The sequence below is a fragment of the Variovorax sp. RA8 genome, from assembly GCF_901827175.1.
GTDB lineage: Bacteria > Pseudomonadota > Gammaproteobacteria > Burkholderiales > Burkholderiaceae_C > Variovorax.
The window spans coordinates 4,410,663-4,432,055 of the sequence record NZ_LR594662.1 but is presented as its reverse complement, the minus strand read 5'-3'; the positions used below and the strand labels follow the sequence as shown (position 1 = coordinate 4,432,055).

Here is a 21,393-nt window from a genome sequence, read left to right as displayed (position 1 = left end):
TGCGTTGAAGTGAGTTCTTCGCTTTCGGCGGGGCGGTCGGCCTCGCGTCGTGAAGGGAGGGCTGGCGAACGATTCGATGCTAGGCAGGCGTGCGCAGAGGCGGTAGGCCTGTGTCGGGGTGCACCGTGTTGTCACCGGCGCACCAATCGCGGTGACGGTGCGCGACGCATTGGTGCGCGCAGGGCAACACCGCAGTCACGCCATGGCACCTACCGCGGTCGGCGAGGTGCTTCTACGATCCCTGTGAACCCCGACACCTGGAGCACGCATGCCGCCTATCGAGCCGGCGAATCGGACAGCGACGTGAAGGTCCTGAGCGGCGCGCAGCGGGCCGTGGCGCAGATGCAGCCCGCGGGCTGTGAGGTTGCGGGCCCAGCCGTATCAATGGCCGATGTGCACGGCTCGGCCCACCGACAGCCCGAGTCCGCACATCGCCAGGCACAGCACCAGGCAGACCGCCAGCGGCATCGTCCAGTTGCCCGCGGCTTCGTGCAGGAAGCCGACCAAGGTCGGGCCGATGGCCGCCAGCAGGTAGCCGATGCACTGCGACATGCCCGAGAGCGACGCGGCAATCTGCTGGCTGCCGGCGCGCAGTCCGACGAAGGCCAGGCTCAGGATCAGTGCCGATCCCATGCCCATGCCGAAGGCGAAGATCCACAGCGGCGTCAGTGCAGGCAGGACCAGCAGGCCCGCCAAGCCAAAGGCACTCAGCGCGGGCGAGGCGAAGGCGAGCCAGCGTTGGTCGGGCATGCAATGCAGCAGCGGCATCAACAACAGCGCGGGCACGGCCCCCGCCAGTTGCATCCATCCGTGCAGCGTGCCGGCGCGCGCGCGCGAGAAGCCGGCCTCCTGGAGGATCGAAGGCAGCCATGCAATCGCCGCGAAGTAGATGAAGCAGGTGAGACCCAGATACCCGGCCACTTGCCAGGCCAGCGAGGCCTTCCACACCGATGCCCCCCGCGCGCCTGTGGGAAGGCCCGGCGCCGAGACCGTGCGAAAACGCAGTTGCGGCAGCCACAGTACCGCGGCGAGGAGGGGCAGCACGGCGACGATGCCCAGCGAGGCGGGCCATCAGGCGCCCAGTGCATGGTCCAGTGGCACGGCCACGGCCGATGCGATGCCTGCGGCGGCGATCATCGCCAGCGCGTAGCAGGCGGTGAGCTTGGCCACATGGTGGGGAAAGTCTCGTTTGAGAAGGCTGGGCAACAGGACGTTGGAGGTCCGAGGAAATGCGGGATGCCACGGTCGAATCTAGTGACGATGCGCAAATTCGAATGCCTGTGGTCCGACTGAATATGCGCAAATCCGGTCAACATGAATCCGGGGATTCGCAAGAGCAAGGTCCCTGGTCTTTCGAGTTCGACAAGATGCAGGCCCGCGTGGCCGCCGTGCGCATTCGCGCCCATGCGCCGGCCGAAGAGCTGCCGACGCACCAGCATCGGCAGGGACAGTTGGCGATGGTGCTGCGCGGCACCGTGACCTGCGAGTTGCCGGGCGCGCTGTGGATGGCGCCGCTGCACGGTGGCTTCTGGATTCCCGGCGGCGTGCCCCACAGCCTGCGTGTCTCGCCGGGCGGGAATGTCTGTTTTCTGTTCGTGGAACACGCTGCCGCGGCCATGCCGCCGACCTGCTGCGCGCTGGGCATCAGCCCCTTGCTGCGCGAACTCATTCTTCGCCTGGTCGCCATGGCCGGCGACGCACAGTGCGAACCGAGGGCGCAGCGGCTGCATGCCGTGCTGCTGGACGAGTTGGTGCGCATGCCGACCGAAGCCCTGTACCTGCCGGTGTCGGAGGAGCCGCGCCTGCGTCGGATCCTCGATGCGTTGATGCGCGACCCGTCGGACCGGACCACCGCAGCGCGGTGGGCGTCGCGCCTGGCCATGAGCGAGCGGACGCTGACCCGCCTGGTGCAGCTCGAAACGGGCATGTCCTTCGGCCGCTGGAGCCAACGCCTGCGCCTGATCGTTGCGCTGCAATGGCTGACCTCAGGCCTCTCGGTGCAGCAGGTCGCCCACGACCTGGGCTACGACTCGGTGAGTGCCTTCATCGCCATGTTCAGGAAGGCCATGGGCCAGCCACCGGCGCGCTACCTTGCGCAGCGCCGCTAGAACCTGCGTGCGTAGCGCAACTGCAGGAAGTTCTCACCGGGGTTGGGGTGCTTGATGCCTGCGTTCGAGAAATGCTCCAGGCGCAGCGCGATCTCGTGTTCGCGCTGCGCGCCGAAGCTGCGGCCGACCGCCAGGTGTGTGCTGAAGTTGAAGCTGGTCGAGAAGCTCTTCTGTCGGGTCCTGTAGCGCGACGAGGTGGCGGTCAACCCCACGCCGGTTTCGAAGAACCACGGCGAGGAGCCTTCCGCAGGGCGGTAGCGCACCACGGGAACCAGCGCGAGCTGCGACAAATGCGACAGCCCGGCCCGGTCTGACGATTGGATCTGCCAGTAAGCGTAAGAGGCCTCCAGATAGCTGCTCAGCTCGCCCGGCCCCAGTTGCCATCGATGGGGCAGGTCCCAGGTCAGCCCCGCGGTCAGCGTGCGGGTACCGTGCGCCGAGCCGAACTGAGTGAAGAGGGAAGAGGGTTGGTGCGCAGGCGTGTCAGCGCGCGCCACCTGCGAAATGCAGGCGACGATGCCGAGAAGGACCATTGCTGCGCTATGTCGCTTGCGATGCAGTTGCGGTAGCCGGAGGTTGAAGTGGAAAGTAGGGTCGGACATTTGATTCGCGGGTGCTTCGAGCAGCGCGGGTCTCGCGGTGTCGTCGAATGCATGAGGCTCAGCGGTTCAAGGGCGACGCGCGCTGGCCAATCGCGAGGTCGAGCCCACGGTGAATGCAAGTGCTGCATCGGCGGGTGCAGCCGCCGGCGCATCTGCGGGCGTTTCGAAGCGTCCGCCAAGGCGATTGCCGGCCGGGTCTTCGAGGGTGCCGCGGGCGATCAATCGGTATTCGCCTGCGCGCCATGCGGTGTGTGGCGTGAACGACCAAGTGCGCTCGCCGTCTTTCAGCAGGGCTTGGCCACTTACGCGCCGGCCGTGTGGGTCTGCGATCGCGATGTAGTCGGCTTCCCGGCCATCGATGGCGTCGTCCAGCGTCACGACGAGCGCTTGTTTCGATGCGGCGTGCACGGACGACAGGCGCCATGCCGACACCGCGGGACCGCTCGTGTCCGGGGGGCCGACGCGCCAGTGATGGATGGGATGGTCGTCAAGCGTCAAGGTCACCTCGTCTCCGTCGACCAGGATCGGCCCCAGGACGTCACGCGCTTTCAAGCCGGTCTTGACGCGGCCCGGATGCATCAGCACGGTCAGGACTCGACCGCTGGGCGACCAGAGTTCCTGCTCGAGAAACGGTTGCGTGAGCGGCTTTCCGTCGGGGCGCAGTAGTGCGAGCCTCGGCAGCACCGGGCCTTCGATCCGTGTCGCGAACTCGATGGACAGGCGCAGCAGGTTGGCCGGCACCTGGCCAGCGGACGGCTGGACGCGCACCATTTGCGCAGCTGCGGGGGACGGCGCGGCTGGTCCGGCGTGCGACGCGCCCAGCGTCGCGGCGAGCGCCACGGCACCGCATAGTCGGCGAAGACGCACGGCTTACTCCGATGCCTTGATCAGGTCCGGGAAGCCTTCGTCCTTCAGCAGGATGTCCTGCCGGGGTTTGATGTTCTGCAGCTGGAAGTTGTCGCGCTTGAAGCTGTACTCTGCGAAGGCGTACTCCGAGACGTGGTCGGTCAGCCGGAAGCTCAGTTCCTTGCCGATGGAAACGAGCTGCAGCGCGTCCTTCTCGAGCCGGCGACGCACGACGACGAACGATTTCTCGTCGAGATTGTCCAGCCGCAGCGTGCCGGCCAGCGGGGCCTGCATGACTTCGACACCCGCGAGCTGCCCGAAAGGCACCTGCTTCTCGATGCCAGGACGCGAACCCGTCGCCTCCAGTTGCGACACGGGAATAACGTTCGACACGCGGTTGAAGTTCGCCAGCAGCAGGAAGTCTTCGGTCTTGCCTTGCTCGGTGCGCGAGTAGGCAATCATGTCAGCCGGCGTGTTGCCATAACCGAGTTCGGCGACGGTCTTACCGCGGATGTGCGCGCCGTCCTTCAGGTCATCCAGTGGGATCGTCACCAGCGGCGTGCAGGTGTAGGCGGCCACCAGGTAGGGCTTGCCGCCCCAGCTCGCGAAGCTCATCGCGCGGATCGGCGCGCGCGTCTCGATCAGGTTGTGGCCCGCGTGATAGATCTCCACCGAGGTGATCGACTGCTTCGCGTCGAAGGGGTACTTCACCCGGCGCAGCGTTGAGGCGAAGTCCTGGTTGGAGAGGCCGGCAACGAAGAGTTCGCCTTCGCGCCACTTCATGTCGGTGACGGTGAAGCTGCGCTCCGGCGTTTCCTTCCAGAAGCTGTAGTCCGAGGTGGGCGCGTCGCGCAGTGCGACCGACGTAGAGGCCGCCGCCTTCAAGTCGACGCGGCGCGCCTTCTTGTCGCTGGTGACCATGATGAGCGCCGGCGTCTTCGCGGCGCCGTAACTCACAGCCACGTACACCTGTGCGGTGCCAGGCCGCACGACCATGTCCTCGACCGTAACCTTGGCGCCGCCGACCTGGGCGGAGAGCAGGCGCTCCAGGTCAAGGATGTTGAACGCCGTGCCTGCCGGCTGCTGATGTGCCGCAGCTAGCGAGATCGCGTGGACGCGGGCGGCTTTCCAGTCGGCGATGAACAGGATGTTGCCGGGGCCCGCGGCAAGGCGGGAGATGGACTTTACATCCGCCGCGACGGCGTTGAGGGAGGTGCAGAGGCAGCAGGCGAGGGCGGTGACGATGGTGCGCAGACGCATGGGGAGCTCCTTGAAGGGTGGGATGGACCCCATCGATCCTAGGAACGGCCGGCCCTCAGCGGTAGGTATGCGAGAGGGAGCACGGCGTTGTCTGCAAGGCACCAATGCGTTCGCGGCCAGGCGCTCACCATGGACATATTAGAGGCTCTCGAGCAGCGCGTCGAGCTTGACGCCCGCGTTGTTGCCCAGGTCGGCGACTTCATTGGGGTAGTTCTTCTTCAGCAGCCGGGCGACCTCGGGGAGTTTGGCGGGCTGTCGTAGAGACGCAGCATGACTCCATCAAGTGATGGCCCGCGAAAGGCCGTGCGGCGATTTTCGCTGGAGAAAGCCGTTGCTGCTACGGGTGCGTCAGGCGTTTCAGTGCGGCTGCAGATGAAGGGCCAGGAAATCCGCGGTCCTGCGGTTGGCCAAGGCCGCCGCTTCGGCGTTGTAGGCGGTGCCGCGGTGCCGTGCAAAGGCGTGGCCACATCCCGGATAGCTGTAGACCTGCACCTGCGGCCGTCGGTTCAACTCAGATGCGATCTGCCGCTGCGCATCGGCGGGGATGTACTCGTCCTTCTGCGCGAGGTGAACGATCAGTGGGTTGGCGATCCGGTCCGCTTCGCGGACATGCTTGTCCGCGTTGCCGGGGTAGAACGCCACCGTTGCGTCGGGTCTCGCGCGCGCGGCCGTGAGGAAGGCCAGCAGGCCGCCCAGGCAGTAACCGACCACGCCGATCTTGCCCGTGACCTCCGGCATCGCACGGGTGGCCTGTACGGTGGCGGCGATGTCGCTCACACCTGCATCGAGGTCGAAGGCGTTGTACAGGGCCTGGGCTTGCGCGAGCTCCGCTTCCGTGCGATCGGAGAGGTCAAGGCCCGGCGCGATCCGCCAGAACAGGTCGGGGCAGACCGCCACGTAACCTTGCGCCGCGAGGTCATCACAGGTCTGGCGCATGTCGGCGTTCACGCCAAAGACTTCGTGGATGACGACGATGGCCGGCGCGGGAAGTTTCTGCGGACGGGCGACGTACGCGGTGAAGCTGCCCCCCGTGGTGGCGATCCGAAAGGGCGCGTGCATGGTTTTCTCCTCAGGCGGGCTGGTCGGCGCTGAGCCAGAAGGCGACGTTGCGCACGTATTGCTTCGTCGAGCGAAGCGCTTCGGAGAAGCGGATGATTCCATCGCCGGCCGGTTCCGCCACGAAGGAAGGACAACCGGCCGAAGGGTCCCAGTTGAAGTCAGCGAAGTGATGAAAGGTCGACTGCGCGATGGCCCGACCACCGTGCTCGGAGTGCTCGAACGCGACCGCGATGTTGAAGCGCCTGCCGGACAGCGAGCTCTGCCCTTCCATGACGACGCGGCAGCTCGAATCACCGGGCGGTACACCGACCGTGCCTTCATGCGGATGCGCGGGAAGGTACTGGATCACGCCCGTGGCCGAGCGCCTGTCGCGCATCACCGGGTGAATGCTGCCGACCGACCGGATGCGCTGGTAGTCGCCGTTTGCGCCCGAGTGGTAGTTGGGCCACGAGATGGCGCCCGAGAACGGGTTGTCGACGCACTGGCGGTTCGTATCGGGCTCGCAGTTGCGGCTGTGGAAGTGGTGTGCGGCGCCGACGCCACTGAGGTTGCAGATCGAACTGCCCAGGTCCATGTGGTCACGCGTGACCATGAGGCCACCGCCGCGACGGCGGAATCGGCTGATGCTCGCGCAGTCTTCCGGTGTGAGGCCGTCGCCTGTATCGACGGCAAAGAGCCAGAGCTGGTCGAAGTCCGATTCATCCAGCGTCGACAGCACGGGGTCGGGAGCAGTGCGCGACGAACGGTCGCGCGCAGTCACCTGGAAGGCGGGCCGACCGTTGTCGTCCTGAAGCTGCGAGAGAAACGAACCCAGGCGACTGAATCGCGAAATGTTCCAGTCGTCTGGGTCTCCTTCGATCGTGGTTTGCAGCAAAAGATTCAGCATGGTGCAGGTTCGAGGTCGGTCGGTCGTGTGCGTGGTTCAGCTCTTGAGGAAGGCAAGCAGGTCTGCATTGATCTTGTCTTGCATCGTGGCGGTGAGCCCGTGCGGAGCGTCGGGGTAGTAGATCGCCTTGGCGCCTTTGACGAGCTGAGCGGACTTCTTTGCCGAGTCGTGGATGGGCACGATCTGGTCGTCCTCGCCGTGCATGATCAGCGTGGGCACATCGATCTTTTTCAGGTCTTCGGTGAAGTCGGTTTCGGAGAAGGCCTTGATGCACTCGTAGGAGTTCTTCTGGCCGCATTGCATGCTCCAGAGCCAGAACTGGTCCAGGATGCCCTGCGACACCTTCGCGCCTGGGCGGTTGGCGCCGAAGAACGGGAGAGCGAACTCCTTGTAGAACTGCGAGCGATCGCCGGCGACCCCGGCGCGAAGGCCGTCGAACACCTCCATCGGCAGGCCTTCGGGGTTTGCCGCGGACTTCAACATGACAGGCGGAACAGCGCCGATGAGCACCGCCTTGGCCACCCGCTTGCTGCCGTGGCGTCCGATGTAGCGCGCCACCTCGCCGCCGCCCGTGGAATGGCCGACCATCGTGGCCTTCTTCAGGTCGAGTGCCTCGAAGAGAACCGCGAGGTCGTCGGCGTAGCCGTTCATGTCATTGCCCGACGAGGACTGGCTCGAGCGGCCATGCCCACGCCGGTCGTGCGCGATGACGCGGAAGCCGTTGCGCGCCAGGAAGAGCATCTGTCCGTCCCATGCATCGGCGTTGAGCGGCCATCCGTGAGAAAAGGTGACGACGGGACCTTCGCCCCAGTCCTTGTAGTAGATCTGCGTGCCGTCGGGGGTGGTGATGGTGTTGCTAGTCCTCGAAGGGCTCGAAGGCTGGAGGGGCCGGGTGCGGGTTGCTGCGCCGGCTGCTTCTTGCATGCCGAAGGCGAGGGTGCCGGTGGCGACGGCAGCGCCGGTCGCAATCAGGTGTCGGCGCGAAGGATTCTGTGTGGTCTTCATGGTTTCCTGCGGTTGAAATTGAAACGTCGGACCACGGTGCGCGAGCGCTGGGAAGGAGGCCGTGGAACGATTGAAATGCTAGGTTCGCCGAAGGCGAGGGAGTAGGCCTGCGCAGGGACTCACGCTGTTGTCGCGTCGGCACCAATCCCGGCCTCGGCCTGCAGCTTCGGGCTGAGGTCGGTGAGGCAATCCAGGTCGGCGGCCCGAATCTTCGAGGTCATGAAGTCGATGAACACGCGCATGCGCGAAGGCAGGTGCTGGCGGCTCAGATAGCAGATGTAATGGCCGCTGTCGTCGGGCGCATACTGGGTCAGGCACGGGACAAGCGCACCGGTCCTGAGCGCCTCGCACGCCAGGTAGCCTGGCAGCTGGGCGATGCCGTGGCCGTCGAGCACGGCCTGCAGCACCAGGTCCGCATCGTTGTAGGTGAGCTTGGCCTGGGGCACGAGCTTGCGTGGCTGCCCCCCGACCTTGAACTCCCACTCGAAGATCCGGCCGGATGAAAAGCGGAAGTTGATGCACTCGTGCCCGGCCAGGGCTTCCACGCTGTCGGGCAGCCCGTGGGCTGCCTGGTAGGCGGGTGAGGCGCACAGCAGCAACTGCATGGGGATGATCTGCTTGGCGATGATCTGGGCGTCTTCCATGCGGCCGTTGCGAAACGCGATGTCCACCCGGTCGGAGGTGAAGTCGGTCGGCTTGTCGTTCAGCAACAGGTCGATGGTGACCTCGGGGTAGGTTGCGCGAAACTCGCCCAGCAGCGGCGCGACGACCCGGCGGCCGAACCCGACTGCGGCGTTGATGCGCAGGTGCCCGCGGGGCGGGCCTTGCCGCAGGTCCCGCATTTCTTCGACCGCCTGGACGATCCGGTCGACGCCGGTGTGGCAATTGGCGTAGAAGAGGTCGCCTTCGCGCGTGAGCGTGGTGCTTCGCGTGGTGCGCAGGAAGAGCCGGACGTTCAGCTGGTCTTCCAGCTTCTGGACGCTGCGGCTCACGGCGGAGCGGCCGATGCCCAGTCGATCCGCGGCCCGTGCAAAGCTGCCTTCCGTGACAACGGCAATGAAGGCAACCACCCCGGCATAGCTGGTGGCGAAGCTGGAGGCCAGCGGGTCTGCGCGTGGCGCGAGGGGGATGGAAGAGGGCGAAGGAAGGGCAGAAGTTGTCATGAGTCGGCTTCTCGGTTCGAGGGATCGGGTGTCCTGATCCCCCCATGAAAGCGAAGCGGTCACTCTGCGCGCAAAGCCGTGACGGGGCCAGTTAAGCCCTGTCAATGTTTGTTATGCCCGGCCTTCAGGCACTGTCCCCGTGAGCCCGATGCGGCGCAAAGTCTGTCAGGTCCGGGAAAGTGCGCTGCGCAGTGCGCGGGCTTGCGCAAGGCCGGGATGCTCGCCTTGCGGCACCGCGCGCGCGCAGCTCTCGTCCAGCAGTTCGAGGGCATCCTTCCTCTTGCCTCGGCGATCCCACAGCCGGGCGGTGCTGATCGCCGCACGAAATTCCCATCCCAGCGCGCCTTGCTGCCTGGCGGTGTCGATGGCACGCAGGTAGAACACCTCGGCTTCATCGTCGAGGCCGCGCTGCTCGCAGCGCCGGCCCGCAGCGCGCCAGGTCTCGGCTGCGCTCCATTGACCGTGCCCGGCGCCGGCGCGCGCGATGGTCTCGTCGTCGATCCAGTCAGCGCAGAAGGTCACGAGCATTTCCTTGCGTGGCGCGTCAAACTCGTCGAGTTGCTGCGCGACCTGGCGTATATGCCGGTGGGGGTCGTGCGCGGTGAGCGCCTGCAGGCCCAGTGCATAGCAATGCGCCCACTGGTGCCAGTACACCAGACCTCTGCGCTGGGCCTCGTCCAGCAGCATGCGCACCCACTTGCGCGCCAGTTCCAGCTCGCCCGACCACAGGGCGACCGGGCATGTGCCGAACAGCGCGAAGCACAGCGACAGCGCATTGCCTCCGGCCTCGGCAAGAGCCACCGCGTGGGTGGCGGTGGCCATGGCCTTCGCCGCATCGCCCTGGAGCCAGAGCGTGCGAGCCAGAAAGGCGTTCGATGCGACGGCGGCATCGACCTGGAACAGATTGACGGGTGTCTGGCGCACGGTGCCGCCCACAACGATCGCCGCCTCGGCGCCGGCACTGGCCGCAGAAAAGTTGCCGCAGAAGTGACTCGCCAGCGCGGTCATGCGATGTGCCAGGTTGAGTGCGGCGGGATCGGGGGTCGATTGCGCGAATTCGAACAGCACCTGCGAGTGGTGCAGCGCGGCCGCGTATTCGCCGCGAATCGCATGCAGCACGCAGATACCCCAGCGGGCCTGGAGCTCCAGCACGACCGATCGGACCGACATGGCCAGGGCAAGCGCCCGATCGTAGGCTGCGCTCATTTCGGGGACCGGTCCGCGGGTGTGCCACAGCGCATTGCCCAAGGCGATTTGCAGCCATGCCTCTGTCTCTGTGCCCGCATCCGGCGGTTGCGCGAGGCATGCGAGCGCGGCGATGACCCGGTCGCAGTACTCCTCGACCTGCGAGACGTGAAACCACAAGGGCGCCGAAGCGATGGTGAGCGCGGCGCCGGTTTCCCAGTCGTCCTGCTGCGCCAGACAGGCGTCCAGCGCACTGCGCACGTCGTCCAGCCGGTGCGCGTAACGCGCGTTCCAGGCCTGCACGGTGAGTTCACCCGAATCCGACGTCGCGGCGCTCATCAGCTCGCGCATGAAGAGCGCATGGCGCCGCCGCAACGCCGGGCCTTCATCGGTCTGCGCGAGCAGTGCGGCGGCGTAGCTGCGCGTCGTGTCGAGCAGCCGGTAGGGCGCGATGCCGTCGCTGTTGTCGAACGACACCAGCGATTTGTTTGCCAGAGAGATCAGTGCATCGAACGCCACTTCGGAATCCATGTCAGCCCGGGTGACGCTCAGCGCCGACTCGACATCGAAGCGCCCCCGGAAGACCGAGAGCCGCCGAAAGAGCCGCAGTTCCGCGTCGTCGAGCAGTGCGATGCTCCAATCCAGCGCGGCCGCGAGCGTGCTGTGCCGGTGCAGAACGGCCCGACTGCCCGCGGAGTACAACCGCATGTGGTCATTCAACCGGAAGGCAAGGTCGCCGATCGGCTGGACGCCCAGGCGTGCCGCCACCAGTTCGATGGCCAGCGGGATGCCATCGACCTGGCGGGCGACTGCGGCGAGCAACCGTCCGTCGGAATCCTCGAACGCGCGGGCACCCACGGCCTTCGCACGCTCGACCAGCAGTTCGACCGCCGGCGACGCCATGGCTTCGACCAGGTCGACACACTGTGCGCCGGGCACCGCGAGCGGCGACAGCCGCTCGACGTGTTCTCCCTCGATGCGAATGGCCTCCCGGCTGGTTGCGAGGATGCGCAAGCCGGGCAGGGCGCCGAGCAGTTCGGTGACAAGAAGCGCCAGCGCGTCGAGCATGTGCTCGCAGTTGTCGATGAGCAGGAGCACGTCGCGGTCTTCCAGGCGCTGCAGGATGGCCCGGGTCGTGTCGGGGGTGTCCGGCGGTGCGCCGAGCGCGCGGGCCACCGTACTCGCCAGATGGGCCTGCGAGACCAGCGACGAAAGGTCGATGAATGCCAGCTGCATGGCCGTGCGCTCCGCGTGGCATTCGGTCGCATGGATGGCGACACGGGTCTTCCCGATGCCGCCGGTGCCGACGAGGGTGACCAGCCGGCGCGTTGCGAGTGCCGCCAGCACGCGCTCCATGTCGGCGTCGCGGCCCACCAGCCGGGTGAGGCGCTCCGGCAGCTTCGCGAAAGACAACGCGGGCAGGGCCGCCGCGCGCGGTCGATCCTCGGTCGGCATGCCGACCTGTTCGCGAAAAACCGTGCCGTTGAACCGGTAGCCGCGCAGGGGAATGTTGGAAATCCATTCCTTGCAGTTGTCCCCGTCTTGCGGCTCGCCCAAAGCCTTGCGAAGCGCGGAGATGTGGACCCGCACACTGGACTCCTCGACCACCACCCCGGCCCAGACGGTGGCGAGCAGCTCTTCCTTGCCCACGACCTCGCCCACGCACCTGAGCAATTGCAGCAGCAGCTCGAACGAGCGGGAGCCCAGGCGAACGCTCTGCCCGAGCCTTTCGAGCCGGCGCTGGGCCTCCCAGAGGATGAATGCGCCAAAGCGCCAGCGGATCTCGCCCGATCCCAGCGCCTCGCCGGCATGCGCCTCCCCTGGCGTGGAGCGCGCCGTGATGTCGTACATGTCACCCACTCGCGAGCCCTCGCAATGCCTGCGCTGCGGACAGGCCCGCGCGGCGTGGGACGGCGGCGACCCGCCAGCCCGAGATGGGAAATGCCTCGAGCGCAGATTTCTTCATTCGATGATCCAGCCAAGAAGATGAAGGCCGCAGCCGTTCGGGCCCACGATGCGGGAGGAACTGGCTGCCGGCAGGGACGAGCCCCTTCGATATGCAAGACGGCCAGGCCCGGGGGTTTGTGACAGGGATCGCGATGTGCGCTTTGCCTGGGCAGCAATCACCGCCGTCGGCCCTCGCAACTGCAGCGCATCGCCCAGGCGATGCAGCGCGCCATCGAAAGCCAGACGCGGCTCATCGACGATTTGCTCGATTTCTCGCGCCTGCGAACGGGCAAGCTGGCGCTGCGCCGCGCGGAGGTCGACTTCGGCGCACTCGCGCTGGACCTTGTCGCCGCCTTTGGTGCGCGCTGGTCATCGGGGCGCTTGCGCGCACAGATGCAGACGGCCGATCCGTTGATCTGCCATGCCGACCCGGTGCGGCTGGAGCAGGTCGTGGGTAACCTGCTGGACAACGCCAAGTTCTCGCCCGTCGGCGCGGAGGTTGAGGTACGCCTTTCTTCCGAGGATGGCTTCGCCCGTCTCGCGGTGGCGGACAGCGGCTGCGGCATCGCGCGCGAGTTCCTGCCGCATGTCTTCGGTCTCTTCAGCCAGGCCGGCACCGGGGACGGCGCCTCGCGCGGTGGGCTGGGCATCGGCCTGGCGCTGGTCCACGGTCTTGCGGTCGTTCACGGCGGGTTCGTGAAGGCAACCTCTGCGGGACCCGGACGCGGCGCCGAGTTCAACGTGTGGCTTCCTCTTCATCGACGCGCCTGACGGTGCGCCGCACATTGATGCCGGGCATGCAACACGGCAGTACCTGCGGCATGCCTACCGCAACCGAGATGCGAAACCTAGCATTCGAGCCGTGCCGCGATGTTCGCGAACCGGAGCCCAGCCGTCCTGAGGCCAGGGCCAGCACGCCCTTGAGGAGTCACCATGACGCAGCACATTCATTCCTTCGCGCCATCGGGCGCGACACGCCGCACGCTCAGGGCGCGAGCGCAGGCCCTGCAGGCGGCCGCCGACGCCGCGCCGCGAGGCGCGATCGACCGGGTCTGGAGCGCGGGATACATGAGCATCTCGCTGCTGGCCATCGTGGCCGCCTGCGCGGTCGCCGCCGGTGAGGCGGCGCACGCGGAACTGCGATTTGCGACCGTGGCCATCCGTGCGACACCGCCTGTACATGACATCTGCTCCGCAGGCGCCGCCCGCCATGCCAGCCTGGTGCCGGCGTGCGCCAGCGCCCATGCGCACAGAAGCCACTTTTCCGGCGCGTGTTGAGCCGCCGCCCACTACTGCCGCCCGATTTTCAGAACGAACGAAGGCCAACGCCTGGACCTGTCGCTCGCGATGCATCCCGCAAGGGGTGAGCATTTTTTCAAGTCAGGCCATCCATTCATCAAAGGACATCAGCATGAAGAATTTTTCCAAGCTCGCAAGCGCGTTTACAGCCATCGGCATCCTGACGCTGCACCTGTCGGCACCTGCAAGCGCGGCCACATCGGGCGCCCCGGCAAAGCCCACTGTCGTGCTGGTCCACGGCGCCTTCGCCGAATCGGCCAGCTGGAACGACGTGGCACGCGACCTTCGTGCGCGCAGCTTTTCCGTTGTCGCGGTCGCCAATCCGCTTCGCGGCGTGAAGTCCGACGCGGACTACGTGGCAGCCCTCGTGGGGTCGATCCCCGGGCCGGTCGTGCTGGTCGGACATTCGTATGGCGGATTGGTGATTTCCGCCGCGGCGATGGGAAAGCCCAATGTCCAGGCCCTGGTCTTCGTGGCTGCATTCGCCCCCGAGGTGGGCGAATCGGCGGCCGAGTTGTCGGGCAAGTTTCCCGGCAGCACGCTCGGCTCGGCGCTGGCTGCGCCGGTGCTCCTGCCGGACGGCGCCAAGGACCTCTACATCCAGCAGGACAAGTTCAGCAAGCAATTCGCCGAAGACGTGTCACCGGCGCTTGCCCGGTTGATGGCCGTGTCGCAACGTCCCATCACAGAGGGCGCCCTGGGCGAAGCGTCGCCTGCTGCCGCGTGGAAGAACGTGCCCTCCTGGTTCATCTACGGCGACCGAGACAAGAACATTCCGGCTGCCGCGCAGGCCTTCATGGCCGAGCGTGCGAAGTCGATGAAGACGGTCGTGGTCAAGGGCGCTTCCCACGTGGTCATGATCTCGCGGCCGAAGCTTGTGACCCGGCTGATCGCCGAAGCCGCAGACGCGGTCTCTACGGCACAGCCCTGAGGCTGCGCGTCGCTCGTGTCCTGGCGCTTGTGTGCCCATGAAGGTCTCGCTGCCTCCTCGTCGCGTCTGGTTGGAGTGGCTCAAGAACGTTGCCAGCGCCGCGATCGTGACGGTCGCGGTCGGCGCAGGTGCGGTGATCGCCGCCTCCGAGTCGCAGCAGCCAACGGCCGGGAGTGCCGTCGCCTTGCTCTGCGGCGCGCTCGGGCGCTGCCGGGGCGCGCTGCATCCGCAGGCCCCGGTCACCCGGGACGCCGTCGTGCAGTCCCTGGCGCATCCGGACCCTTAACAAGGCTTGACACGGTTTAACTGGCGACGCGACTGCCAACTGCACAAACTTCCACCCATGACTTCCAGAAGGACTTGAAGCCCATGACCGCGCCGACCCAGGCCAGGCCGATCCATGTGGCAGTCGCGCACCGCGACCCTTACGTGGCCGCCGGCATCGCATCGCTGCTGCGCTCCCGTGCCGACTTCGTCGTTCAATCAGGCCTCCCCGACGTCGATGGCGGCGACGACGCCGTCGACGTGCTCGTCACGGACTACGCAACCGGCGTTCACAGGGCAACGAATGTCCCGCCCGGCCCGGGCGGCTCCGGGCCGAGGTCTTTCCTCGTGGTCACGGACCAGAGCACCGGATGGCAGATTCGCCGCGCCGTGGACGCTGGCGTGCGCGGCTACCTTCTGCATGATTGCTCGGTCGAGGAACTCTCGGACGCGGTGCGCTGCGTTGCAGGGGGACGCAGGTACCTGTCCTGCCCGGTGGCCGACCAGTTGCTGGACAACTTCTCGTCCGCCGCGCCGACCGCCGGTGAATTCGAAGTGCTCCAGCTTATGGCGCAGGGCCTGGCCAACAAGGACATCGGCCGGCGCCTGAGCATCGGCGAAGGCACCGTCAAGACCCATGTGAAGGCGATCCTGCGCAAGCTCCAGAAGCCGACACGGATTGCCGCGATCGGCGAAGCCTTTCGCCGGGGACTGCTGCTGGAGGCATCGCCATGATCGGCTCCATCGATCTGTCTGTGCGTGTGTGCCATGGCGATCCGCTCGTCATGGCCGGTCTCGTCGCGCTCATCGACCAGGAACCGGGGTTGCATGTGCAGTCGGGGAGCAGGCCCGACGAGGGCGTCGTGGACGTGGTCGTGGCCGACCACGCCTGCGCACTGAGCCTGCTTGCTTCGGCATCGGCCTCGGCATCGGCATCGGACCCGTCGGGCGTGGCCGGCGGCTTGCGTGCGCCGCGCGTCATCGTCGTGACGCGGCGGGACAAGGAAGGGCAGGTCATGCAGGCGATCGCCAGTGGGGCGCACGGCTATGTGCGCCAGGACGCGGATCCGGCCGTGAACGGCGATTGCAACAAGCGCATCGCCCGTAAGCTGGACATCTCCGCCACCACCGTCAAGGCACACGTCTCCAGGATCTGCGAGAAGCTGCATGTCGGCTCGAGGGTGCAGGTGGCCGTGAAGGCGACGCAGCGCGGGCTGGTCCGTGTCTGAGAGTCGCCGGTGGCGCTTCGGTGCCTTCGCACTGTCGGAAGCCGAGCCAAGGCTCGAGCGCGAAGGGCAGCCGGTGCGGCTCGGGTCGCGTGCCCTCGGCCTGCTGGTCGCACTCGTGGGTCGCGCTGGCGAAGTAATCAGCAAGGACGAGCTGCTCGCGGCGGTCTGGCCTGACACGGTGGTCGAGGAGGCGAGCGTTCGAGTCCATATGTCGATCCTGCGCAAGGCCTTGGGTCGGCCCGGTGCTCAGGACGGGTGCCTGGAATGGATCGCCAACATCCCATTGCGCGGTTATCGCTTCCTGGGGCGGGTGCACTGCGAGTTCGTGCCGTCCGCTGCCGTGACGCAAGTAGCCCATGCGTCGCTGGGGGATGCGCCGGCCGGGTTGCCCGCTCGCTTCTCCAGGCTCGTGGGGCGCGAGGCAGAGATCGAGCGCCTGCTCGGCATGCTCGCGGCGAGCAGGCTGGTCACGGTCGCCGGACCCGGCGGCGTGGGCAAGACCAGCGTTGCCGTCTGCGTGGCCGCGCGCTATCCGGAAAGGCCGCCGCACGCTCAGGTCTGTTTCGTCGATCTCGCGCCGCTGACCTCACAGGACCACGTGCTGACGACCATGGCGCGCGCCATCGGCGTGCGAGGCGGTGTGTCGGACATCGAAGAAGCCATGGTCCAACGCCTCGAAGACCGGGCGATGTTGCTGCTCGTGGACAACTGCGAACATGTCATCGAGAGGCTGTCGCCGCTCCTGGGTAGATTCCTGGCCGCGTTGCCCGGGTTGCGGGTCCTTGCCACCAGCCGCGAGGTGCTTCGCGTGGGGGGCGAACATGTCTTTCGCTTGATGCCCCTGGCGGTCCAGCAGTCCCAGCCCGATTCCCTGGAGCATGCGTTGCGCTCGCCGGCGGTTCAGTTGCTCGTCGAGAGGGCCGAGGCCGCGGGGGCCCGCGGATTCGATGACGCAAGCAGCGGTCCGCTGACCAGGATCTGCCAGCAGGTGGACGGCATCCCGCTGGCGATTGAGTTGGTCGCGGCCCGCCTGGGTGCACAACCCGTGAGCGAGCTGGCATTCAGACTCGACGATCACATGCGCCTGCATTCGACGGCCAGGCGGGCTGCGCTGGCAAGACAACGCACACTGGCTGCGACGCTGGACTGGAGCATCGGCCTGCTGGGCGATGCCGAGCTGCTTCTGTTCCGCAGGTTGTCGGTGTTCCGCGCTTACTTCGGCGCCGCGGCGGCGCTGAGCGTGGCAGCAAGTGCGCTGGACCCAGACGTGGCGTCCGATGCGTTGCTGAGCTTGGCCAGCAAGTCGCTCGTCGTCTACGACACCGATCAGGCCGCGGACTCGCCCTACCGCCTGCTCGATACCACCCGCAGCTATGCGCACGCGCTGCTGGTGCGGGCGGGCGAGAAAGACGCGGTGTCGAAAAGCCATGCCCTTTTCATGCTGGACCTCATGGGCATTGCCACCGCGGAGCTCGCGTCGCTGGACGCAGATGCCTGGACGCAGCGCTACCGCGGCTCCCTGGACGACGTTCGCGCGGCGCTGGACGCTTGTATCGGCCACCACGACGACATGACGATCGCGGGTGCGCTCACTGTCGCATCGGCGCCGCTGTGGTTTCGCCTGTCCGAGGTCAGCGAATACCGGGATCGTGTACGGGCGGCGTTGGACCACGTCGATTCGCTGAAGGTACCCGACCGCCTGACGGCCGGGCGGCTGGAGATCGCGCTCTACAACGCGCTGTGGCATACCGGCGGCACGGTGCCGGAGATGACACAGGCGTGCGAGCGGGCGCTGGATTGCGCACTGGAATTCAAGATGAAGACGCTCGAATTCCAGGCTCGGTGGGGCCTTTGCGCACTGAACGTCACGCGCGGCGCGTACCCACCAGCGTTGCGGCATGCCGAGATCCTGAGCGAATTCGCGAGCCACTCGACCAACGCCGTGACGCGCAACCTGTCGCACCGGATGCTGGCGCTCGCCAGTCACTTCTGCGGCGTGTTCGCCCAGGCCAGGATGCACGCCGAAGCGGCGGCGGATGTGGACGAGGCGATCCGGCGCAACCATGTCAACGCGTTCCAGCCCGACGCACGCACCACCGCCGTGGCCATTCTTGCCAGGACCCTGTGGATCCAGGGCGAGAGCCGTCTCGCCATGACCACTGCCGTCCGGTGCATGCAGGAGGCGGAGGCACTAGGGCACGCACTGTCGCTGTGCGTTGCGCTCTTCTGGATCTGTCCGATGGCCATATGGGCCGGCGAACAACCGGCAGCGCGCGCCTGGGTCGACACGATGTTGCAGCAGACCCGTTCCAAGGGCTTTGCCTACTGGCATGACTGGGCCCTTTGCTACGACGACGCCATGAAGCTCGGTGAGGTCGACGACGCCAGCGCGCACATCGATGCCGTCGCGGCAAAGGTTTTGGTCATGGATGAGCCCCGCAGGGAAATGATGGTCACGTTCTGCGACCGGTGGGTGGACGATCACCTGGTGGCTCGCGCGATGCAGGGCGAAGGCCAGTGGAGCGCTCCCGAGGTCTACCGTGCCGCCGGGCGGCGCAAGGAACTGCTGGGCGATGCCGCGCAAGCCCAGGCACTTTATTTGCAGGCCCATGCCCTCGCACGCTCGCAAGGCGCATTCGCCTGGGAACTGCGTGCAGCGCAGACGCTGGAAGAGTTTCGCGCCAGAACGGGTCAGCGTTGAACCGGCCGGGCGCCTGGCGGGCAGGTACGTGCCAATGTGGCGCGCTGTTCCCAGGCGACGGCACCCTGTCGCTTGGCGGTTTCGATGGCCCGGAGGTAGAAGACCTCGGCCTCGTCAAGTGCAGCGCTTTGCGCCGCGCGCCATCCGGCGGCGCGCCAGACCTCGGCGGCGACCCAGGGACTGTCTCCGCGCGAGACGCGCTCGATCATCTCGTCGTCGACCCAGTCGACGCAGAAGGTCGCGAGCATTTCCCGGTGAGGGGCGTCATAGGTCGCGAGCTGGTCGGCCACCTCGCGTACGTAAAGGTCCCGGTCCGGCGCGATGCCCAACTGCAGCCCCTGTGAGAACCACTCGGCATAGCGCAGCCAGCCCACCAGGCCCTTACGCTGTGCTTCGTCCGTCATCAAGTGAATCCATTGGGCGGCAAGCTCGAGTTCGCCGGCCCACAGGGCGACCGGGCAGGCACCATACAGCGCGGAGCACAAAGAGACGGACTTTCCGGCCGCTTGCGCGCGGTCCACCGCGTCGCTGGCCTCTTCGAGGGCCCTGGCCGTTTCCCCCTGCACCCACAGCGTTCGGCTCAGCATGGCTTTTGCCGCAACGATGGCGTTCACTCCCACCATGTTGGCCCGGGCATGGCCCAGGCCGCCGCCCACGCGCACGGAGGCTTCGCTGTGCATTCTTGCCACACCGAAGTGGCCGCAAAAGTGGTTGGCCATCGCCATCACGCGGTGAGCGAGATTGAGCGCGGCGGGATCAGACCAGGATTGTGCGGCCGCCATCAGCGTGTGCGCCTGATCCAAGGCCGCCGAATACTCGCCGCGGAACATGTCGTGCGTGCACCGGCCCCAGCGCGCTTGCAGTTCCAGCACGGGGATCTTGACGGCAAGCGCGCCGGCCAGGGCCTGGTCCGCGGCGGCCCCAAGCTCGGGCGAGGACCTGCCGGTGTGGAGCAGGGCGCTGACCAGTGCCGTGTTCAGCCAGGTCGCCGTTTCCGTGTCGCGCGTGGGTTGCCGATCGACCAGCGCTAGCGCTGCGGAGACGCGGTCGCGGTATTCCACGACCTGGGCCAGGTGAAACCACAAGGGTGCGGAAGCCGTGACCAGCGAGGCGGCCATCTTCGCGTCGGGTTGCTGCGTGAGGCAGACTTCGAGTGCAAAGCGCACGTCGTCCAGGCGGTGCGCGTATCGATCAGCCCAGGCCTGCTCGGTCAGGTCCGAGAGTTCCGCCGCCGCGGCCTTCATGAGATCGCGCATGAGCATCGCATGGCGCCGCAGCAATGCGGGTCGTTCGTCGCTCTGCGCGAGAAGCGCGGCGGCATAGCTTCGCGTCGTGTCCAGCAGCCGGTAGGGCGCAACAGCGTCGCTGCTGTCGAAGAAGACCAGCGACTTGTTGACCAGCGAGATCAGAGCGTCGAATGCCACCTCGGTGTCCATGCCGCCGGCACTCACGCCGAGCGCGGATTCGACATCGAACCGGCCGCGGAACACCGACAACCAGCGAAAGAGCCGCAGTTCCGTATCGCTCAGCAACGCGATGCTCCAGTCCAGCGCCGCGGCGAGCGTTCGGTGCCGTGCGAGCGCGGCGCGGCTGTAGGCATAGAGGCGCATGTGGTCGTCCAGCCTGCGCGCCAGATCGGCAACCGGTTGGACGCCCAGGCGCGCGGCCACCAGTTCGATCGCCAAGGGAATGCCGTCGACCTGCCTGGTGATCTGGGCCAGCAGAGGGCCATGCGACTCGTCGAACGCACCCGCACCCGCAGCCTTGGCCCGTTCCACAAGCAATTCGACGGATGGCCAGTGCAGCGCCTGCGTAAGCGAGATCTGCTCGACGTGCGGAATCGCAAGCGCGGGCAATCGGAAGACATACTCGCCCGCCACGCGAAGCGCCTCACGGCTGGTCGCGAGGATGCGCAAGCCGGGGAGCACGGAAAGCAGGCCGTCGACCGGCGGCGCCAGGGAATCCACCACGTGCTCGCAGTTGTCAATCAACAGCAGCACGGCGCGCCCCGCCAGCCGCTGAGTGATGGCTCCGACGATGTTCGGCAGGTCGGCGGGCACCCCCACAGCGCGTGCCAACGTGCCGAGCACGTGATCCTGGGAAATCAGCGACGACAGATCGGTGAAGGCGATCTCCGTGCCGTGTCGCTTCTGATGGTTCTGCGCCACGTGGATCGCGAGCCGGGTCTTGCCGATGCCGCCCGTGCCTGCAATCGTGACCAGCCGGTGGGTTTCGAGCGATTCGAGAACGCCCGCCACATCGGCTTCGCGACCGACAAGCTCGGTCAGCCGAACCGGCAGCGGCGTGAAACCAGGATCGGGCAGTGACGCCACGGGCTTGGTCCAGATGCCGGTCGTCTCGCGCCGGACACGCCCATTGAAGCGGTAGCCGCGCAGCGGAAAGTTGGAGATCCACTCCTTGCATTCGTCGCTCTCGCCCGGTTCCCCGAGCGTCTTGCGGAGCGTGGAAATGTGGACACGCACGCTGGCTTCTTCGACCACCACGCCCGCCCAGACCGCTGCGAGCAGGATGTCCTTGCTCACGAACTCGCCGGCGCGCTTGATCAATTGCAACAGCAGATCGAAAGAGCGCGGCCCCAGCCGCACGGCCTCGCCGGCGCGCTCAAGTCGGCGCTGTGCTTCCCAGAGAACGAAAACGCCGAAGTACCACCGGACTTCTGCCGACGCCAGGTCAGGTGACTCCTCGGGCTTCATTTGAATGATGGGGTACGGGCGGCCTCACGTCGTCGCCGGCTTGGCGTGCGCGTCGCAAGGCGGTTGACTGGGAAGGCGGATTGGGTCGACGGTTTCCATGGGCAGAGACTCAAGTATCCGTTTGATCGTAGCCGGAGGCTGCACGGCATCGGGCTAGGCCCTGCTGCCCATGGGCCATAGGGTCATGCGGCCCG

19 protein-coding genes are annotated in these 21,393 nt (G+C 66.8%); 9 read left to right on the top strand and 10 right to left on the bottom strand.

What is annotated here, in order from left to right; translation table 11 throughout:
• Positions 1 to 381 precede the first annotated feature (381 nt).
• Positions 382 to 1,044, bottom strand: a complete 663-nt coding sequence (locus E5P3_RS20745; RefSeq protein WP_232073237.1) for a hypothetical protein — start codon at positions 1,042 to 1,044, stop codon at positions 382 to 384.
• A gap of 323 nt (positions 1,045 to 1,367) precedes the next feature.
• Between E5P3_RS20745 and E5P3_RS20740 the strand changes: the two genes are divergently transcribed.
• Entirely contained in the window at positions 1,368 to 2,108 is a 741-nt protein-coding gene (locus E5P3_RS20740; protein WP_232073235.1) for an AraC family transcriptional regulator, read from the top strand.
• On the opposite strand, the gene E5P3_RS20735 is transcribed toward E5P3_RS20740, so the two are convergent.
• From E5P3_RS20735 to E5P3_RS20725, 3 genes are all read right to left on the bottom strand, one after another.
• The gene (locus E5P3_RS20735; protein ID WP_232073233.1) at positions 2,105 to 2,641 is read right to left on the bottom strand and encodes an acyloxyacyl hydrolase; all 537 of its coding nucleotides are present in this window, start codon (positions 2,639 to 2,641) and stop codon (positions 2,105 to 2,107) included. The genes E5P3_RS20740 and E5P3_RS20735 overlap by 4 nt on opposite strands.
• 135 nt (positions 2,642 to 2,776) lie before the next feature.
• On the bottom strand, positions 2,777 to 3,481 hold the full coding sequence (locus E5P3_RS20730; RefSeq protein ID WP_232073232.1) for a hypothetical protein: 705 nt from the start codon (positions 3,479 to 3,481) through the stop codon (positions 2,777 to 2,779).
• A gap of 99 nt (positions 3,482 to 3,580) precedes the next feature.
• Positions 3,581 to 4,816, bottom strand: a complete 1,236-nt coding sequence (locus E5P3_RS20725) for a hypothetical protein (RefSeq protein ID WP_162587692.1) — start codon at positions 4,814 to 4,816, stop codon at positions 3,581 to 3,583.
• Positions 4,817 to 4,945: 129 nt separating this feature from the next.
• Between E5P3_RS20725 and E5P3_RS36160 the strand changes: the two genes are divergently transcribed.
• Positions 4,946 to 5,077, top strand: a complete 132-nt coding sequence (locus E5P3_RS36160) for a hypothetical protein (RefSeq protein WP_269473985.1) — start codon at positions 4,946 to 4,948, stop codon at positions 5,075 to 5,077.
• 96 nt (positions 5,078 to 5,173) lie between these two features.
• On the opposite strand, the gene E5P3_RS20720 is transcribed toward E5P3_RS36160, so the two are convergent.
• The 5 genes from E5P3_RS20720 to E5P3_RS20700 all read right to left on the bottom strand — a co-directional run bounded on the left by E5P3_RS20720 (position 5,174) and on the right by E5P3_RS20700 (position 11,965).
• On the bottom strand, positions 5,174 to 5,875 hold the full coding sequence (locus E5P3_RS20720; RefSeq protein WP_162587691.1) for a dienelactone hydrolase family protein: 702 nt from the start codon (positions 5,873 to 5,875) through the stop codon (positions 5,174 to 5,176).
• A gap of 10 nt (positions 5,876 to 5,885) precedes the next feature.
• On the bottom strand, positions 5,886 to 6,761 hold the full coding sequence (locus E5P3_RS20715) for a hypothetical protein (protein ID WP_162587690.1): 876 nt from the start codon (positions 6,759 to 6,761) through the stop codon (positions 5,886 to 5,888).
• Between the two features lie 36 nt (positions 6,762 to 6,797).
• Positions 6,798 to 7,766, bottom strand: a complete 969-nt coding sequence (locus tag E5P3_RS20710; RefSeq protein ID WP_162587689.1) for an alpha/beta fold hydrolase — start codon at positions 7,764 to 7,766, stop codon at positions 6,798 to 6,800.
• A 119-nt stretch (positions 7,767 to 7,885) separates the two neighbouring features.
• On the bottom strand, positions 7,886 to 8,929 hold the full coding sequence (locus E5P3_RS20705) for a LysR family transcriptional regulator (protein ID WP_162587688.1): 1,044 nt from the start codon (positions 8,927 to 8,929) through the stop codon (positions 7,886 to 7,888).
• A 165-nt stretch (positions 8,930 to 9,094) separates the two neighbouring features.
• Positions 9,095 to 11,965: an ATP-binding protein gene (locus tag E5P3_RS20700; RefSeq protein ID WP_162587687.1), complete on the bottom strand. Its 2,871-nt coding sequence runs from the start codon at positions 11,963 to 11,965 to the stop codon at positions 9,095 to 9,097.
• 315 nt (positions 11,966 to 12,280) lie between these two features.
• Here E5P3_RS20700 and E5P3_RS20695 point away from each other — a divergent pair, with 315 nt between their 5' ends.
• The 7 genes from E5P3_RS20695 to E5P3_RS20665 all read left to right on the top strand — a co-directional run bounded on the left by E5P3_RS20695 (position 12,281) and on the right by E5P3_RS20665 (position 18,485).
• Positions 12,281 to 12,832 (top strand): sensor histidine kinase, encoded by a 552-nt coding sequence (locus E5P3_RS20695; RefSeq protein ID WP_162587686.1) that lies wholly within the window; start codon positions 12,281 to 12,283, stop codon positions 12,830 to 12,832.
• A 162-nt stretch (positions 12,833 to 12,994) separates the two neighbouring features.
• The gene (locus E5P3_RS20690) at positions 12,995 to 13,339 is read left to right on the top strand and encodes a hypothetical protein (RefSeq protein WP_232073231.1); all 345 of its coding nucleotides are present in this window, start codon (positions 12,995 to 12,997) and stop codon (positions 13,337 to 13,339) included.
• Positions 13,340 to 13,472: 133 nt separating this feature from the next.
• The gene (locus E5P3_RS20685) at positions 13,473 to 14,291 is read left to right on the top strand and encodes an alpha/beta fold hydrolase (protein ID WP_162587685.1); all 819 of its coding nucleotides are present in this window, start codon (positions 13,473 to 13,475) and stop codon (positions 14,289 to 14,291) included.
• Between the two features lie 37 nt (positions 14,292 to 14,328).
• Positions 14,329 to 14,577: a hypothetical protein gene (locus tag E5P3_RS20680; protein WP_162587684.1), complete on the top strand. Its 249-nt coding sequence runs from the start codon at positions 14,329 to 14,331 to the stop codon at positions 14,575 to 14,577.
• 83 nt (positions 14,578 to 14,660) lie between these two features.
• The gene (locus tag E5P3_RS20675; RefSeq protein ID WP_162587683.1) at positions 14,661 to 15,290 is read left to right on the top strand and encodes a LuxR C-terminal-related transcriptional regulator; all 630 of its coding nucleotides are present in this window, start codon (positions 14,661 to 14,663) and stop codon (positions 15,288 to 15,290) included.
• The gene (locus E5P3_RS20670; protein ID WP_162587682.1) at positions 15,287 to 15,784 is read left to right on the top strand and encodes a LuxR C-terminal-related transcriptional regulator; all 498 of its coding nucleotides are present in this window, start codon (positions 15,287 to 15,289) and stop codon (positions 15,782 to 15,784) included. The genes E5P3_RS20675 and E5P3_RS20670 overlap by 4 nt, the downstream gene beginning before the upstream one ends.
• Complete coding sequence (locus E5P3_RS20665) at positions 15,777 to 18,485, top strand: ATP-binding protein (protein ID WP_162587681.1); 2,709 nt, start codon at positions 15,777 to 15,779, stop codon at positions 18,483 to 18,485. The genes E5P3_RS20670 and E5P3_RS20665 overlap by 8 nt, the downstream gene beginning before the upstream one ends.
• Here E5P3_RS20665 and E5P3_RS20660 read toward each other — a convergent pair.
• The gene (locus E5P3_RS20660; protein ID WP_232073230.1) at positions 18,476 to 21,199 is read right to left on the bottom strand and encodes an ATP-binding protein; all 2,724 of its coding nucleotides are present in this window, start codon (positions 21,197 to 21,199) and stop codon (positions 18,476 to 18,478) included. The genes E5P3_RS20665 and E5P3_RS20660 overlap by 10 nt on opposite strands.
• Between the last annotated feature and the right edge of the window lie 194 nt (positions 21,200 to 21,393).